Genomic DNA, 16,095 nt, shown 5'->3' on the forward strand with positions numbered 1-16,095 from the left:
ATGCACTCACCCGTCTCCACTGTTTCTTCTCACGCATCTACCGCCTCGGTCCCGCTGTTCCCGACCACGGTGCCCGCACCGGTGGCGGCGCTGCTGTCGCGCCTGCCGGCCTTTCCGGGTTCGGCCCTGCTGACCACGGCGCTGAACGTCAGCATTGCGCGCCAGTTGCCGTCGGACGTTGGCGCGCTGCTGCTGAACAAGCGCCTGCGCATCCGCGTCACCGATGCGCGCGTCACTTTCGACTTCACTTGGACCGGCGGTGCTTTCGCCCCGCGTGCGCGCCATGCCGAAATTGACCTGTGTATATCTGCCTCCGCGCACGATTTTCTGCGTTTGGCGCAGCGCCAAGAAGACCCGGACACGCTGTTCTTCAACCGCCGCCTGTCGATGGAAGGCGACACCGAGCTTGGCTTGGTGGTCAAAAACACGCTGGACGCGCTGGAACTGCCAGTGCTCGATTTGCAGCAGTGGGCACCGCGCCAAGTGCTGGCCCGATTGGCCGCGCTGCGCCCCGGCGGCTTTCCCGGTGCCCGGCCATGAGTACCACGTCCGACCCGCGTCCGCTGGTGTATTCCTGCTCGGGCTGCTCTAGCGCGGCGCAGTTGGCCAACCACGTCGCCGTGCGCCTCGACCGCGACGGCGTGGCCGAAATGTCGTGCATTGCCGGTGTTGGCGGTGACGTGCCCAGCTTGGTCAAAACCGCGCGTTCCGGTCGGCCCATCATTGCGCTGGACGGCTGCCCGCTGGTCTGCGTGCAAAGCAGCTTGGCGCGCCACGGCATCGCGGCGGCGCGGCATTACCAGTTGCAGCAATACGGTGTCAAAAAACGCCAGCACGAAGACTTTGACCCGGCGCAGGCGCAAGCCGTGCTCGACCGCGTGGTGCAAGACCTGCACGACACGCCGCTGGTAGTGCCCCAAGCGTTAGAGCGCGTCGCATGACGGTGCCGCGCCGCATCATCGTCGCCATCTCGGGTGCCAGCGGTGCGGTCTATGGCGCGCGCCTGCTGCAGGTGTTGCAGCCGATGCCCGGCATCGAGTCGCACTTGGTGGTGTCCGATGCTGGTTGGCGCAACCTAGCGCACGAGTTGGATATGCAGCGCGCCGACGTCGAAGCACTGGCGCACCAAGTGCATGACGTGCGCAACGTCGGCGCGGCGATTGCCAGCGGTTCGTTTCAGTGCGCTGGCATGGTGATTGCGCCGTGCTCGATGCGCACGCTGGCGGCGGTGGCGCATGGCCTGTCCGACAACCTGCTCACCCGCGCTGCCGACGTGGTGCTGAAAGAGCGCCGCCGCTTGGTGATGCTGGTGCGTGAGTCGCCACTACACCTGACGCACCTGCGCAACATGGTAGCCGTCACTGAAATGGGTGCCATCGTCTGCCCGCCGCTGCCGGCGTTTTATTTGCGGCCGCAAAGCGTCGGCGACATCGTTGATTACAGCGTGGCGCGCGCGCTCGATTTGCTGGACGTGCCGCACGACTTGGCACCGCGCTGGGAAGGGCTGGCGCTGGCGCCATGACGCGCGCGGCGCTGCTACGGGCGCGCGGGGCTGTCGCTGTCGGCACTGTCCTCCGCCTCACTGCGCGGGTCCATGTGCAGCACCGCTTGCGAGCCACCACCCATCACCACAAAGTCGGCCTTGTGCTCGGTCGGCACCGGCGCAGCGACCTTCAGGCGCTTGAACACATACAGCGCCAGCGATGCCATCACGGCGGTATAGAACAGCATCAGGCTGGACGGCCCGGCCACGTCCATCAGCACGCCGGCCAAAATCGGGCCAATCGCCGCACCGACACCGTGCAGCAACAGCAGTCCGCCGGTAAATTCGACCAGCCGCGACGAGTCAATCACATCGTTGACGTGCGCCACGCACAGGCCGTAAATCGAGAACAACATCCCGCCGCACAGCAGCGCCAGCGGAATCATCGCCGCCACCGAATGTCCGGCCAAAAAGTAGCTGCCACTGGTAGCGCCCGCGCCCAAAATGCACACCCACATCAGCACCACGCGCCGGTCATGGGTGTCCGAGAAATTGCCCACCGGCCACTGGAACAGCGCCCCGCCCAAAATCGTCGCCGCCATAAAGCTGGCGATATCCGCATCCGAGAAGCCCGACGATTTGCCGAACACCGCGCTCATGCCGTAAAACGCCCCGGTCATCAGCCCCGAGGCCACCGCAGCGGCCATGCCCATCGGCGAGGCTTCGTACAAATTGCGCAGGCTGAACTTGGGCGCTTCGACGGGCTCCGGCTCGTCAATCTGGGTCATGGTGATGGGCAGCAGGGCGAACGAGAACATCACCGACACCATGGCAAACGGCACAAAGCCCAGCCGGTCGCCGACCAAAATCAGCCACTGGCCCAGCGCCAGTGCGACAAAGTTAATCGCCATGTACACGGCAAACAGCCGCCCGCGCAGCGCGTTGGGGGCCAGCGCGTTGAGCCAACTCTCGACCACGATATACAGCCCGACCATGCACACGCCCGTAATCAGCCGCAGCAGGCCCCAAAACCACGGGTCAATCCAAAAGGCGTGCAGGATAGGCATGGTCGATGCCAGCGACGCCATGGCGGCAAAGGCGCGGATGTGGCCAAATTTGCGAATCACCACCGGACAGGCAAAGGTGCCGACGACAAAGCCAACAAAATAAGCCGACGTGACCAAGCCCAGCGCGATGCTAGAAAAATCTGCCAACCCCGCCCGCAGCCCCAGTACCGAAAACAGCAGCCCGACCCCCACCACCAGCAAGCCCACGCCCAGCAGCAAAGTGGACAGCCGCCACACCAAGGGGCCGAAAGAGGTGTCGGTATTCAAACGCTCAGTCATTCCACTCACCCAATCCATTCGCGCCCCGAGGCGCTGTCGCAAGACGGTCAAGCCTAACGCTTGCGCACGGAGTCGATGCCATGGCCATTTTGGTAGGTCGGGTTAGCGCAGCGTAACCCGACATTTCTCTGAAAAATATCAAAAATAATAGCTACTAGCGCCTGTCCCATAAGCGTTACAAGCACTTTTTATCTTAAATTCTATTTACCACCATGTCCTACCACGACCTGCGCGACTTCATGGCCCAGCTGGAGCAATCGGGCGAGCTGCGCCGCATCAGCGCCCCGGTGTCGCCGCACCTAGAAATGACCGCGCTGTGCGACCGCGTGCTGCGCGCCGCCGGCCCGGCGCTGCTGTTTGAAAACCCGACCGGCCACACCATGCCGGTGCTGGGCAACCTGTTTGGCACACCCGAGCGCGTGGCGCGCGCCATGGGCGTGGACAGCATTACAGGCCTGAGGCCGTTTGGCGAGCTGCTGGCGACGCTGAAAGAGCCGGAAGCGCCCAAAGGCTTTAAAGAAATGCTCGGCATGAGCAGCCTGCTGAAAACCCTGTGGAACATGGCACCGAAAGAGCGCAGTTCAGCGCCGTGCCAAGACGTGGTGTGGGAGGGGAACGACGTCGATTTGGCCCGCCTGCCCATCCAGCACTGCTGGCCCGATGACGTGGCGCCGCTCATCACTTGGGGGCTGGTCATCACGCGCGGGCCGCACAAAAAACGGCAGAACCTGGGCATCTACCGCCAGCAGGTGCTCAACCGCAACCAAGTCATCATGCGTTGGCTGGCGCACCGGGGCGGGGCGCTGGACTTTGCCGAACACTGCAAACAACACCCCGGCCAGCCCTACCCGGTGGCCGTGGCCATTGGTGCTGACCCGGCGACCATCTTGGGCGCTGTCACACCCGTGCCCGACTCTTTGAGCGAGTACCAATTTGCCGGCCTGCTGCGCGGCGCGCGCACTGAAATCGTCTCGGCGCTGGGCGTGCCGCTGTCGGTGCCAGCCTCGGCAGAAATCGTCCTCGAAGGCCACATCCACCCCGACGCGAACCACCCCAGCGGCTGGCAGCACGCGCTCGAAGGCCCGTATGGCGACCACACCGGCTACTACAACGAACGCGCAGAATTTCCGGTATTCACCGTCGAGCGCATCACGCTGCGCAAGGACGCGATTTACCACTCGACTTACACCGGCAAACCGCCCGACGAGCCGGCGGTGCTGGGCGTGGCGCTGAACGAATTGTTTATCCCGCTGCTACAGCGCCAGTTCCCTGAAATCATCGACTTCTATCTGCCCCCCGAAGGGTGCAGCTACCGCATGGCGCTGGTGCGTATCCAAAAGGCCTACCCCGGCCACGCCCGGCGCGTGATGATGGGCGTGTGGAGCCATCTGCGCCAGTTCATGTACACCAAGTTCATCGTGGTGGTGGACGAAGACGTGGACGTGCGCGACTGGAAAGAAGTCATCTGGGCCATGACCACCCGCATGGACCCAGCGCGCGACACCATGCTGATTGAGCACACACCGATTGATTACCTCGACTTCGCCTCGCCGGTCAGCGGCTTGGGCAGCAAGATGGGGCTAGACGCGACCAACAAATGGCCCGGCGAAACCCAGCGCGAGTGGGGGCGGACGATGGCGATGGATGCCGAGGTGGCGGCGCGCATGAAGGCGCTGGGGGATGCGCTGGGGTTGTGATACAACGAATACTTGTATTTAAAAAGGAGATGCACACCATGGCTACTTCGATTCGCCTCGCGCCTGAAACCGAGCAAAGGCTGGACTACTTGGCCTCCCACACCGGGCGCACCAAGGCGTACTACCTGCGCAAAATCATCGAGCAGGGCATTGGGGAAATGGAGGACTACTACCTCGCTGCCGATGTGCTGGAGCGTGTCCGCAAGGGCCAAGAGAAGGTGCATTCTGCTGCCGACGTGAGGAGCGACCTTGGCTTGGACGATTGAGTACGCCGACACGGCCAAAGGGCAACTGCGCAAGCTCGACAAACAGACTGCGCGGCGCATCTTGGACTTTATGGACGAGCGTATTGCCAGCTTAGAAAACCCGCGCGACACCGGCAAAGCGTTAACCGGCCCGCTGGGTGGTCTCTGGCGCTACCGGGTCGGTGATTGCCGGGTGATTTGCGACATTCAAGATGGCGCTTTGCGCGTCCTTGTGGTGCAGGTAGGAAATCGGCGCGAAATCTACCGTTAACCGAGCGTCTCAAATCACCTAAAAGTGACAAGTGTGGCGAAAAACTATCCCAAAGCCGAGACATAGCGTGCCCAGCAGCTTGCAAAGGAAATTTGAGATGACAGACAAACTGCTGCCATTTGACATGGCCCGCTATCTGGGCAGCGACGAAGCGATTGCGGAGTACCTGACCCAAGTGCTGGCAGATGGTGATGGCGATGAGTTGCGCAGCGCGCTTGGTCACATTGCCAAGGCTCGATGTCACCACTTTGTATTGGACGAGGTGCAGTGGCAAGTGTTTGAGCAGGCGCTGAACCGGCCAGTGCAGACCAAGCCGCGATTGGAGCGACTGTTGAACGATTCCGGGTTGTTGGGTTGAGTACAACCCAACCTACGAATACCGAGAATCAAAATTAATAGCTGCTAGCGCACGTATTTAAAGGGCTAGAGGCCAAAAAACACCGGATAGGAGCGGTGCAGGCCGTGGGGTCGGATCACGATTTTGCGCAGCGAAACTCGTGCTCTGACCTCATGGCCGGGATATTGGGCGCGGCGTTTGTAGGCAGACTGCTGCACCTTGTCTGAGGCACGCCGCTAATCAGGCAAAAACAGCATAAATTTGCACCGTAGGTTGGGTTGTACGCAACCCAACTGGCTGCGGCAATGGTCACTCAGTATGAAAGCGATCGAAAGCGATCGAAAGCGACTGTTGAGCGATGCCGGGTTGTTGGACTTATATCGGTATCAGCAGTAGTCTGTGGGGCTGGCTATAGATGCCAGTGGTGCGCAACATAAATGTTGAGTCAAATCCGATCAATGCGGGCAATTAAAGTTGGTTTTATTAACTAAGATTTAAATATATGAAATATTATTCGGGTAAAGAAATTGGGAAGAAAGTAGTTGAAATAGAACCGAATCACATAATGGTTGCATATTTGGGGGCTGATTGGGAAGAATTTGTACCTAAAATTAAAAAAGTGGATCGTTTGATTGTGCAGCCGAACCCGCCAACCAACCCCAGAGCTATTGAAGATATTGTGGCAATTATTGGGTGGGAAAAAATTCAATTTCTTGATAATTTACATGCAAAAGTTTATCTTAATCTGAATGCAGATAATGAAAGTGGAAAGGCAATTGCGGGCAGCCCGAACTTGACTGCTAATGGATTGGGAGGCAGTGGATTATATGAAGCTGCCGTGCAGTTTGATTTCACTAAAAATCAAGATGGAACGTCGCATGAAGTAGTTGAGTCTTTTAGGGAAGTATGGGAGAAAGCATGTGTTACATACGGTACTGAAGAAAGCAAGAAAGCCAGATTAGAAAAGCTACGAAAAGATTCAATAAAATATTCGGAGATAGCGTTGTTTGGCAAAGAAAATAGCAATCGCAATGTTTCCGAGTATAAAGAATGGGATTCTAGTTTTTGGCCTATGTTTTGGAATGAAATTAGAAATATTGAATATGAAGAAGAAGTTCAAGACTTAAACGATAGAGGTTTGATTGCGGCATCATGTTGCGTATCCAATGAAGATCAAATAGTCCGCGATAATTTGCAAAATAGATGGGTGCTACACTGGGGAATTACTAAAATAAATAGGCCTCGCCAGCGTGCAAAAATTGAATGGATTCGTGTCAATCACATATATAAAAACGGAAGCGCTGAAGCCGAATATCCATATAAAGCAATATTAATTCAAGATAATAATTTAACTGAGGAGCCTCCGTTTTTGCTTGATGCAAAAACGGAGGAGGCAATTAAAAATATTCTTGCAAAAGAAGAATATAAATTATTCTGGGAGGATATTGATGAAACAGGATGGAAAACACAGCAGGTTAATGATTTGATGCCGTCTTGGCTTGCCGACGTGATTCAAGAATACGGCCGTCTTATCAATCAAACAACCCCTTAGGCACCTTATCCGCCTTGTTCTCCACCGGATTAGCGGCCAGCCAATTAGACGGGTATTGGCGCATGAATTCTTTGGCTTTTTCCATACGTACGGTCAACCACGCGCCGTAGGCCCCTTCGTTCAGGATCACCGGCATGCGTTTTTCGCTGCCGGGTTGTTGGTAGCGGCGCAGCAGGGCGTGGTTGTTGGCGTTCATGGTCAGCAGGGTGAAGCTGACGATGGTTTCGCCGTCCGCCCCGGTCCAGCTGGCCCACAGGCCGGCCGCGCCCATGGGCTGGCCGTCGATGCGCGAGATGCGCGTCGGCAGGGCTTTGCCGTCGCGGTAGTCGTCTTCAAAAAACGCCGCCATCGGCACGATGCAGCGCTGGCCATGGATCCAGGCGTCGTAAAAGGCGCGTGTGGTGGAAACGGTTTCGGCTTTGGCGTGGATCAGTTTGGGCGAGCGCAGTTTGGCGTCTGACGCGGATTTGACCCAGTGCGGCACCAAGCCCCATTGCGCGGCGACGACTTCGCGGGCGGGTGGGGTGGGGGCGGCGTCGGGTGTGGGCGCATCGGCTGCGCCCGGCTCTGTGGGCGCGACTGGCGCAGCGACCACGGCGCGGATGAAGTGGCCGATCTTGCGCGGCCACATGTGGCGCTCGTTGGCGTCGCTGGGCAGTTCGACGCCGAAGACCTCGCGGTAGGGGCTGGTGGGGGACAGGGTTTCGTAATGGGTGCTCATGGGCCGATGGTAACTGGGTGCGGGGCCGATTCAGTATCAAATTGGCCTCTAGCCCTTATCCTGTATGCGCTATAAGCTATGAAAAAAAGAGTGAACTCGCCGGGCTGCTGGCGTGCTGACTTTCGAACTGTCACTCAGGAATGGGCTGCGAGGCAGAAAAGCATTGCATCCCTGGCGCTGCGTCGGCGGGCCGGGGGTGGCATGCCGACGCGCACTCGTAGGAGACGATTTGGTTGCGGCCCTGTGCCTTGGCGTGGTAGAGCGCCTGGTCGGCCCGCTCCAGGGTGTTTTCAATCGCTTCCGCTGGTGTGGTGCCGCTGCTTTGTGCGGCCCAGCCGATGGAGACGGTGAGACGAATCAGCTCGCCCGGGGCGGGCACGGTCAGTGCGGCGACGGCGTTGCGTACCCGTTCCAGCAGCTGCGCGGCATCGGCGCTGTCGGTGTCGCGCAACATCAATACAAATTCTTCACCACCCCAGCGGGCCACCACGTCGCTGCTGCGCAAGCTGCCTTGCACGGCGCGGGCGAAGGCGCACAGCACCTGGTCGCCAACGGCATGGCCATGGGTGTCGTTGATGCGCTTAAAGTGATCGATGTCGAGCAGTGCCAGCAACAACGAGGGCGCAGTGCGTTGCAGCGCGGTTTCCATCAGTTGCGCCATGCGCCGGCGGTTGACCAGGCCGGTCAGGTCATCGTGCTCGGCCAAGTGGTGGATGCGTTGCAGGGCGTGGGTCAGATCCTGCTTTTGCCGTGACAGGCGCTGGCGTATGGCGTGCAGGCGCACGGAAACGAAGGCACTCACCGCCAGCAGCAGCAAGACCATGCCGGCATAGGCAAGCTCCAGTTCCGGCACATAGCCCGGCTCTTGGCGCGCCAGCACGTTCATCAGCGCCAAGCCAAACACCAGCAGTGCAAACACGATGTTGACCATCATCTGGCGCGGCGAGGTGCCAAAAACGCCAAACATCAGGATCAGTGACAGCACGATCAGGGCGATCCCGCGTGCCGGGCCGAGTAAAAAATAGGCGAAAGCATTGCACACCAGGGCATAGCGGATCTGCAGCTGTGTCAGCGCCGGATCGTGCAGACGCCGTGTGCAGCCGCTGCGGATCAGCACTAAGGTGGCGATAAAACCTGTGCCCGTGGCCAGCGTCCACCACAGCGTCCAGTCGATGCGCATGAGCCCGGCCTGGGCCAACAGGTTCATGATGGCGGCGCAGCACAGCATCACCAGCGAGGCAAAGCCGGCCATCATCATGCGGATGCGCTGGTGTCGGTCGGTGGTCAAAAAGCAGTCCATCAATGCCTTGCCGGGCTTGTCAGAGTCCATGGTTGTCCTTTCTTGTGCAACAAAGTGTATTGAGATGCTTGCCTGGGGCAAGAGGCGAAACCCGCTGGCGTGCGCTGCAGCAACGGATGGCGGCGCACAAACACCTGAGGGCTGTCTCGTGGGCGACAGTCCCAGCAGAAAAATAGCAATAAGTCACCCATTTTTTAGCCGTATTGCGCCTGCGCCAGTGGCCAGCGCACAATGCCAGCCCTCCCTACCAGCAGCGAAAGCGGGGGTTTCTTGAACGCCAAACTGCAAAAACTGATCGACCAACTGACCGACGCCTTCTGGCTGGTGCCGACCGCCATGGTGCTGGGCGGCATTGCTTTGGCACTGGGCCTGCTGCAGGTCGAGCGTGCCGGCTTGCTGCCTGATCGGGTGCTGAGCGAATGGCTCTACAACGGCGGCGGCACCGGGGCGCGTACGTTGCTCGGTGCCATTGCCGCCTCATCGATCGGCGTGGCCAGCACGGTGTTTTCGATCACCATTGCCGCGCTCTCGCTGGCGGCGGCGCAAATGGGGCCGCGGCTGCTGCGCAACTTCACGCGCGACCGCGGTGTGCAGCTGTCGCTGGGGGCGTTTCTGGGCACGTTCTCGTATGCGCTGATGGTGCTGCGCAGCGTGCGCACGCAAGAAGAAGGCGCTTTTACGCCCCACTTGGCGTTGAGCGTGGGCATTTTGCTGGCCTTTGGCTGCGTGGCGGTGCTGGTCTATTTTGTCGATCACATGGCCAACCGCATTAACGTCGATACCGTGGTCGAGCTGGTCAGCCAGGACGTACACCAGGCGCTGGCCGCGCTCAAGACCGAGCAGCCCCAGCCACCGCTGCCGCCGGCGCGGTTGTGGCAGCACGGCGCACCGGTGCGGGACGGGCGTCGGGGTTACCTGCAGCACCTGGACGAAGACGCGCTGGCCGATTGGGCCGCTGCGCAGGGCACGGTGCTGCGCCTGCTGGTGCGGCGCGGTGACTACGTGTTTCCGGGCACACCGATCGCCGTGCTGTCGGTGCCAGTGGCCGGGGCCGAGGAGGCGATCCGTGCGGCCACGGCGCTGGGCGATACGCGTGGCAGCGCGGGCGATGCGGAATACGCCGTACGCCAGCTGGTCGAAGTGGCGGTGCGCGCGCTCTCGCCCGGCATCAACGACCCGCACACTGCAATGAGCGTGTTGCACCGCTTGGGTGCCGCGCTGTGCGACCTGGCCGGCAGCCAGCTGCCCCATGGTGTGTTGCTGCGCCAAGGGCAGGTGGCGCTGGTGGTGCCCAAGGTGTCGTACGCCAGCCTGTCCGACCTGATGTTCCACATGATTCGCCAGAACGCCCAGGGCACGCCGGCAGTGCTGATCCGCCTGCTGGATGTGCTGATTGCCGTGGCATCGTGTGAGCCGGAGGAGGCGCGCCGCCAGGTGCTGCTGGGCCACGCCGAGCGGGTGTGTATCGATGCCCGCCACACGGTGCACAACCCGCTTGACTTGCACGACATCCTGGAGCGCCAGCGCACGCTGCAGGCGGTGCTGGAGCACGGCGTGCTGGCGGCCATTGGCGCGGTCGATGCTGCGGCCAGCGCCAGCCCTTGACCTCACTCCTTCCAATCATCTGCCCATGCTGGATATTGCCGCTCTCTGCCTCGTCGTCACCGCGCTGTTGACCTACCTGAACCACCGCCTGATACGCCTGCCGATGGCGATTGGCGTGATGGTGATCGCGCTGGGGCTGTCGCTGCTCATCGTGCTGCTGGACGCCTGGGGCGTAAGCCACGCGCTGCGCCGCTACGAGGAGTCGTTTCTGCGTGCCATCGACTTTTCAGATGTGCTGATGCAGGGCATGTTGTCGTTTTTGTTGTTTGCCGGCGCGCTGCACATTGACTTGCAGGCGCTCAAGCGCTGGCGCCGGCAGGTGGCGGCGCTGGCACTGGTTGGCACGTTGCTCTCCACGCTGTTGATTGGCACGGCGATGTGGCTGGTGCTGCCGTGGTTGGGCATGGCGTTGCCGTTTTTGTACTGCATGTTGTTTGGTGCACTGATTTCGCCGACCGACCCGATTGCCGTCATCGGCATCCTGCAGTCGGCCAAAGCACCGAAAGACCTGGAGCTGGTGATTGCTGGCGAGTCGCTGTTCAACGACGGCGTCGGCGTGGTGGTGTTTTCGCTGCTGCTGGGCATTTTGGCCAGCGGCACGCTGCCGACGCTGGCGGACGCCGGCTTGCTGCTGCTGCGCGAGGCCGGTGGCGGCATTGCCTTTGGCCTGCTGCTGGGTTGGGGCACGGTGTGGTTGCTGCACAGCATCGACGAATACAAGATCGAAGTGCTGCTGACGCTGGCCGCCGTGATGGGCGGCTACGCGCTGGCCAGCCACCTGCATATCTCCGGGCCACTGGCCATGGTGGTGGCGGGGCTGATGGTCGGCAACGGCGGCCGGGCGCGCGCCATGTCGGACACCACGCGCCGCTACGTCGATATGTTCTGGGAGCTGATCGACGAAATCTTGAACGCCGTGCTGTTCGTGCTGATTGGCATGGAGGTGCTGCTGATTGCCTTCTCGCGCCCGCTGTTGCTGGCGGGTGCGGTGGCGATTGCGGTCACGCTGCTGGCGCGCACGCTGTCGGTCGGCCTGCCGGTGCAGTGGGGCCAGCGCTTTTTTGGTCTGCCACGCGGCGCCGCGCAGGTGCTGACCTGGGGCGGGCTGCGCGGCGGCATTTCGGTGGCGCTGGCGCTGTCGCTGCCGGCGGGGGACGCACGCAACACGGTGCTGGCGCTGACCTATTGCGTGGTGGTGTTCTCGATCCTGGTGCAGGGTTTGAGCATCGGGCGCGTGGTGCGCGCCAGCAGCCCGCCCGACCCGCGCGCCGCCTGAGACGGGCGCCAGCGCCCGCCCGTGGGCCGCGTGGCGGGGCGCGGCGAAAGCGCTGGTATGCGCGCTAAGACATCGATAAGATAGTAATAAATTACTTACTTTTATCGGGCTTGAAAGCGCTTACACCGTGACCACACTTCCCAAAAACCTGCCCGCCGACGCACGCCGCGCCGCCACCGTTGAAGCTGTCGTGGCACTGGCGGCGACGCAAAACCCGAGCGACATCACCACCACCGCCATCGCCCAGCAGATGCAGTTGACGCAGGGCGCGCTGTTTCGCCACTTTGCCAATAAAGACGCCATCTTGCTGGCAGTCATGGAGTGGGTGGCTGAGCGCTTGCTGGCGCGCATCGACCAAGCTGCTGCCAGTACCGCCTCGCCCCGCGCCGCGTTGCAGGCGGTGTTTCTAGCGCATGTTGGCTTTGTCGCGGCGCACCCTGGCGTGCCGCGCATCATCTTCAGCGAGCTGCAACGCGCTGGCGAAACGCCGCCCAAGCGCGCGGTGCAGACGCTGGTGGGTAGCTACGGCACACGCCTGCACCAACTCATCAGCCAAGGCCAGGCGCAGGGCGAATTGCGCGCTGATTTGGACGTGCAGGCCGCCGCCACCTTGTTCATCGGCACCGTGCAAGGGCTGGTGATGCAGTCGCTGATCACCGGCGACATGGCGCGTATGTGCGTCGATGCGCAGCGGGTGTTTGCCATTTACCAGCGTGGCATTGAAGCCGGGCAAGAAAGCACGCGATGAAAAAACTCCCCCTGCAAGGCCGCACACTGGCACTGTTGGCCGTCGTTCTGCCGTTGTTGGCGCTGTTTGTGTATGTGGTGCTGCGCTCGGGGCCACTGGCACCGGTAGCGGTCACGCTGGCGACGGTCGAGAGCAAAGCGTTGACGCCGGCGCTGTTTGGTGTCGGCACGGTGGGCACGCGCACCAGCACCAAGATTGGCCCGACGGTGGCGGGTCGCCTGCTGCGGCTGGATGTGGACGTGGGCGACCGCGTGCGCGCGGGCCAAGTGCTGGGCGCGATGGACCCGCTCGATTGGGGGGAGCGCCTGAGCGCCCAAAACGCTGCCCTGCAGCGTGTGCAAGCCAGCCTGCGCGAAGCCCAAGTGCGCCAAGCGCACGCACAAGTGCAGGCCACGCGCTATGCGCAGTTGCTGGCAGTGCAAGCCAGCACCCAAGAACTGGCTGCCACCAAACAACAAGAACTGCAAGTCGCCAACGCCGCCGTTGCCGCAGCCCAAGCCGAAGCCGCCCGCGTGCGCGCCGAACGGTCCGGCGTCACCGCCCAGCAGCGCCATTTGCGCCTGATCGCGCCGGCCGATGGCTTGGTGACGCAGCGTTTGGCCGACCCCGGCAGCACCGTCGTCGCCGGGCAAACCGTGGTCGAGATGGTCGATCCGGCCAGCTTGTGGATCAATGTGCGCTTAGACCAAATCAGTGCCCACGGCTTGGCGGCCGGCTTACCGGCGCAAGTGCTGCTGCGTTCGCGCGCTGGACAAACGCTGGCGGGGCGGGTGCTGCGCGTGGAACCCTTGGCCGACAGCGTGACTGAAGAAACGCTGGCCAAAGTCGTTTTTAACCAATTGCCCGAGCCACTGCCGCCGCTGGGCGAGCTGGCCGAAGTGACGATTGACTTGGCAACGCTGCCTGAGCAGCCGGTGCTGCCCAACGCCGCCGTGCAGCGCGTTGGTGGCCAGACCGGTGTCTGGCATTGGACGCAAGGCAAGCTGGAATTTGCTCCCGTCACCTTGGGCGTGGCCGACTTGAACGGCCATGTGCAAGTGCTCAAGGGCTTGAGCGTCGGCGACCAAGTGGTGGTCTATAGCGAAAAGCCACTCACCGCCCGCAGCCGCATCCACGTCGTCGAGCGCTTAACCAAGGTCGCGCCATGATCAGCCTGTCTGGCCGCGACATCCTGCATTCGTGGGGCAAGTTTGTCTTTACCGGCATTGGCTTGGGGCTGCTGATTGGTGTCACGCTGACCATGGCCGGGGTCTATCGCGGCATGGTGGACGACGGCAAGGCGCTGCTGGACAACAGCCGCGCCGATATTTGGGTGGTGCAAAAAGACACGCTCGGGCCGTATGCCGAATCGTCCAGCTTGCAAGACGATGTCTACCGCGGCATTTTGACCATGCCGGGCGTGGCGCAGGCGGCCAATGTCACCTACCTGACCACGCAGGTGCGCAAAGAAAGCCGCCAAGACGTGCGCGTCATGGTGGTCGGCATTGCGCCCAGCGCCACCGGTGTCACGCCCGGCTGGCCCCCGTATTTGATCGCCGGTCGCCAAGTCACACGCGGCCACTACGAAGCGGTGGTGGACGTGGCGGCAGGCTTTGCCTTGGGCGAAAAACTGACCGTGCGGCGCAACCACTACACCGTGGTCGGCCTGACGCGGCGCCTGGTGTCCTCCAGCGGCGACCCGATGGTGTTTATCCCGCTGAAAGACGCGCAAGAGGCGCAGTTTTTGAAGGACAACGACGCCATCTGGCACAGCCGCCAGCGCACCGCCGCTAACCCGGCTTTCAACCGCGCCGGCGTCCCGGGACTGCTGGACGCGGTCATTGCCACGCAAAGCACCAATGCGTTTGTCAACGCGGTGTTGGTGACGGTACAACCGGGCCACGACCCGCACGAAGTCGCTACGGCCATTCAGCGCTGGAAGCGATTGACCGCCTACACCCGCCCGCAGATGGAAGAGATTTTGATCAGCAAGCTGATCGCCACTTCGGCCAAGCAGATTGGGATGTTTTTAGCGATCTTGGCGGTGGTCAGCGCGGCGATTGTGGCCTTCATCATTTACTCGCTGACCATGGACAAAATCCGCGAGATTGCCGTGCTCAAGCTGATTGGCACGCGCAACCGGACTATCGCCGCGATGATCTTGCAGCAGGCGCTGGTACTGGGCGTCATCGGTTTTATCGTCGGCAAAATTTCTGCGACGTTTGCCGCGCCCATCTTTCCCAAATACGTGCTGCTGACACCGATGGACTCGATCGCCGGCTTTTTTGCCGTGCTCGGCATTTGCGTGATGGCCAGCTTGGTCGCCATCCGCATGGCGCTGCAAGTCGATCCAGCGGAGGCCATTGGGTGAATGCCATGACTGCTACTACTGTCTCTCAAACCAAAGGCATCCGCGTCGAAGGCCTGAGCAAAAGCTACGGCAAAGGCGATACGGCAGTCCACGCGCTGAAAGACGTGAATTTGCAAGTCGGGCCGGGCGAAGTGGTCGGCTTGGTCGGGCCGTCGGGCTCAGGCAAAAGCACGCTGCTGAAATGCTTGGGCGCGGTCATCGACCCGACGGCGGGGCGGATGATCCTTGGCGATGAGGTGATTTTTGACAACGGCTGGAAAGTCAAAGACCTGCGCGCGCTGCGGCGCGACAAGATTGGTTTTGTGTTCCAAGCGCCGTACCTGATTCCGTTTTTGGACGCGACCGACAACGTCGCCCTGCTGCCGATGCTGGCCGGTGTGCCCAACGCCGAAGCGCGCGCAAGGGCGCTGGAGCTGATCACCTCACTCGATATGCAGCACCGCGCCCGCGCCATGCCGTCACAGCTGTCGGGCGGCGAGCAGCAGCGCATCTCGATTGCGCGCGGCTTGGTCAATCGCCCGCCGGTCATCTTGGCCGACGAGCCGACCGCGCCACTCGACAGCGCGCGCGCGCTGGCGGTGATTCGCATCCTGAACGAGATGGCGCAGCAGTTTCAAACCGCCGTCATCGTCGTCACCCACGATGAAAAAATCATCCCGACCTTTAAGCGGATTTACCACATCCGCGACGGCATCACGCACGAGGAGGCGGGGGAGGGGCGCAGTTTTGTGTGAAATCGGCCTCTAGTCCTTTAGATACGTGCGCTAGCAGCTATGATTTTTGATGGTGTCGCCACCCGTAGGTCGGGTGAGCCCAAAGGGCGTAACCCGACACTGCTGCTTGATCAGAAAATTCGTCGGGTTATGCTGCGCTAACCCGACCTACTAGGCCGCTGCCCCGCATAATCCACCCCTCTCTGCGGGAGAGCGGGGCCGACACGGCTCCCACCGAAGGCGCAATCTCCCATCATCGCTCAGGTACACCGGACCGCAGAGGTATTCGCCGACTGGAGAGCGGCTCGGGCGCTGGCGGTTTTGCACCGCACGCCCCGAGTCCACCGAAGGGGCAAGCTGCTGTGGCATATCGCCATCCAGCAGCGCAAACTCTCAGGTAACAAGGACAGGGGGAGAGGCGCTCTCGGGCACGCGGTGACGCGTGTTCGGC

General features: G+C 61.5%; 17 protein-coding genes and 2 riboswitches. Of the genes, 14 read left to right on the forward strand and 3 right to left on the reverse strand.

What is annotated here, in order from left to right:
• From ubiT to Q390_RS0114520, 3 genes are read left to right on the forward strand one after another with little or no spacing between them, the layout of a single operon-like run.
• Complete coding sequence (gene ubiT / locus Q390_RS18645) at window positions 1–540, forward strand: ubiquinone anaerobic biosynthesis accessory factor UbiT (protein WP_051603272.1); 540 nt, start codon at window positions 1–3, stop codon at window positions 538–540.
• Window positions 537–941, forward strand: a complete 405-nt coding sequence (locus Q390_RS0114515) for a putative zinc-binding protein (RefSeq protein WP_027996714.1) — start codon at window positions 537–539, stop codon at window positions 939–941. Before ubiT ends, Q390_RS0114515 begins: the two co-directional genes overlap by 4 nt.
• Window positions 938–1,522, forward strand: a complete 585-nt coding sequence (locus Q390_RS0114520) for a UbiX family flavin prenyltransferase (protein WP_027996715.1) — start codon at window positions 938–940, stop codon at window positions 1,520–1,522. The genes Q390_RS0114515 and Q390_RS0114520 overlap by 4 nt, the downstream gene beginning before the upstream one ends.
• Window positions 1,523–1,536: 14 nt before the next feature.
• Here Q390_RS0114520 and Q390_RS0114525 read toward each other — a convergent pair whose 3' ends face one another.
• A complete protein-coding gene (locus Q390_RS0114525) occupies window positions 1,537–2,829 on the reverse strand; it encodes an MFS transporter (protein WP_156949916.1) in 1,293 nt (430 codons plus the stop codon).
• A gap of 212 nt (window positions 2,830–3,041) precedes the next feature.
• Between Q390_RS0114525 and ubiD the strand changes: the two genes are divergently transcribed.
• From ubiD to Q390_RS19990, 5 genes are all read left to right on the forward strand, one after another.
• Window positions 3,042–4,526 carry a 4-hydroxy-3-polyprenylbenzoate decarboxylase gene (ubiD, locus tag Q390_RS0114530; protein WP_027996717.1) on the forward strand — a complete coding sequence of 495 codons (1,485 nt, stop codon included), beginning with the start codon at window positions 3,042–3,044 and terminating at the stop codon, window positions 4,524–4,526.
• A 38-nt stretch (window positions 4,527–4,564) separates the two neighbouring features.
• The gene (relB, locus tag Q390_RS0114535; RefSeq protein ID WP_027996718.1) at window positions 4,565–4,792 is read left to right on the forward strand and encodes a type II toxin-antitoxin system RelB family antitoxin; all 228 of its coding nucleotides are present in this window, start codon (window positions 4,565–4,567) and stop codon (window positions 4,790–4,792) included.
• Complete coding sequence (locus Q390_RS0114540; protein ID WP_027996719.1) at window positions 4,776–5,042, forward strand: type II toxin-antitoxin system RelE family toxin; 267 nt, start codon at window positions 4,776–4,778, stop codon at window positions 5,040–5,042. Before relB ends, Q390_RS0114540 begins: the two co-directional genes overlap by 17 nt.
• 97 nt (window positions 5,043–5,139) lie before the next feature.
• Window positions 5,140–5,400, forward strand: a complete 261-nt coding sequence (locus Q390_RS19985) for a type II toxin -antitoxin system TacA 1-like antitoxin (RefSeq protein WP_051603273.1) — start codon at window positions 5,140–5,142, stop codon at window positions 5,398–5,400.
• Window positions 5,401–5,881: 481 nt separating this feature from the next.
• On the forward strand, window positions 5,882–6,931 hold the full coding sequence (locus Q390_RS19990) for a phospholipase D family protein (RefSeq protein WP_156949917.1): 1,050 nt from the start codon (window positions 5,882–5,884) through the stop codon (window positions 6,929–6,931).
• On the opposite strand, the gene Q390_RS0114555 is transcribed toward Q390_RS19990, so the two are convergent.
• Together Q390_RS0114555 and Q390_RS18655 are read right to left on the reverse strand one after the other, a co-directional pair.
• Window positions 6,912–7,652, reverse strand: coding sequence for an SOS response-associated peptidase (locus Q390_RS0114555; protein WP_027996720.1), 741 nt, complete (start codon window positions 7,650–7,652; stop codon window positions 6,912–6,914). The genes Q390_RS19990 and Q390_RS0114555 overlap by 20 nt on opposite strands.
• Window positions 7,653–7,782: 130 nt before the next feature.
• The gene (locus tag Q390_RS18655) at window positions 7,783–8,982 is read right to left on the reverse strand and encodes a GGDEF domain-containing protein (protein ID WP_084153939.1); all 1,200 of its coding nucleotides are present in this window, start codon (window positions 8,980–8,982) and stop codon (window positions 7,783–7,785) included.
• A gap of 240 nt (window positions 8,983–9,222) precedes the next feature.
• Between Q390_RS18655 and Q390_RS18660 the strand changes: the two genes are divergently transcribed.
• The 6 genes from Q390_RS18660 (at window position 9,223) to Q390_RS0114590 (ending at window position 15,665) form a co-directional block, all read left to right on the forward strand.
• Window positions 9,223–10,557 carry a DUF2254 domain-containing protein gene (locus tag Q390_RS18660; RefSeq protein WP_037473155.1) on the forward strand — a complete coding sequence of 445 codons (1,335 nt, stop codon included), beginning with the start codon at window positions 9,223–9,225 and terminating at the stop codon, window positions 10,555–10,557.
• 25 nt (window positions 10,558–10,582) lie between these two features.
• Window positions 10,583–11,833 carry a cation:proton antiporter gene (locus tag Q390_RS0114570; protein WP_027996721.1) on the forward strand — a complete coding sequence of 417 codons (1,251 nt, stop codon included), beginning with the start codon at window positions 10,583–10,585 and terminating at the stop codon, window positions 11,831–11,833.
• A gap of 127 nt (window positions 11,834–11,960) precedes the next feature.
• Complete coding sequence (locus Q390_RS0114575; protein WP_027996722.1) at window positions 11,961–12,581, forward strand: TetR/AcrR family transcriptional regulator; 621 nt, start codon at window positions 11,961–11,963, stop codon at window positions 12,579–12,581.
• Window positions 12,578–13,729: an efflux RND transporter periplasmic adaptor subunit gene (locus Q390_RS0114580; RefSeq protein ID WP_027996723.1), complete on the forward strand. Its 1,152-nt coding sequence runs from the start codon at window positions 12,578–12,580 to the stop codon at window positions 13,727–13,729. Before Q390_RS0114575 ends, Q390_RS0114580 begins: the two co-directional genes overlap by 4 nt.
• Complete coding sequence (locus Q390_RS0114585; protein WP_027996724.1) at window positions 13,726–14,931, forward strand: ABC transporter permease; 1,206 nt, start codon at window positions 13,726–13,728, stop codon at window positions 14,929–14,931. Before Q390_RS0114580 ends, Q390_RS0114585 begins: the two co-directional genes overlap by 4 nt.
• A gap of 5 nt (window positions 14,932–14,936) precedes the next feature.
• A complete protein-coding gene (locus tag Q390_RS0114590) occupies window positions 14,937–15,665 on the forward strand; it encodes an ABC transporter ATP-binding protein (protein ID WP_027996725.1) in 729 nt (242 codons plus the stop codon).
• A gap of 175 nt (window positions 15,666–15,840) precedes the next feature.
• Window positions 15,841–15,931: riboswitch (glycine riboswitch) on the forward strand.
• Window positions 15,932–15,937: 6 nt separating this feature from the next.
• Window positions 15,938–16,054, forward strand: a riboswitch (glycine riboswitch).
• Window positions 16,055–16,095 lie beyond the last annotated feature (41 nt).

This window comes from Simplicispira psychrophila DSM 11588 (genome assembly GCF_000688255.1).
Classification (GTDB): Bacteria; Pseudomonadota; Gammaproteobacteria; order Burkholderiales; family Burkholderiaceae_C; genus Simplicispira; species Simplicispira psychrophila.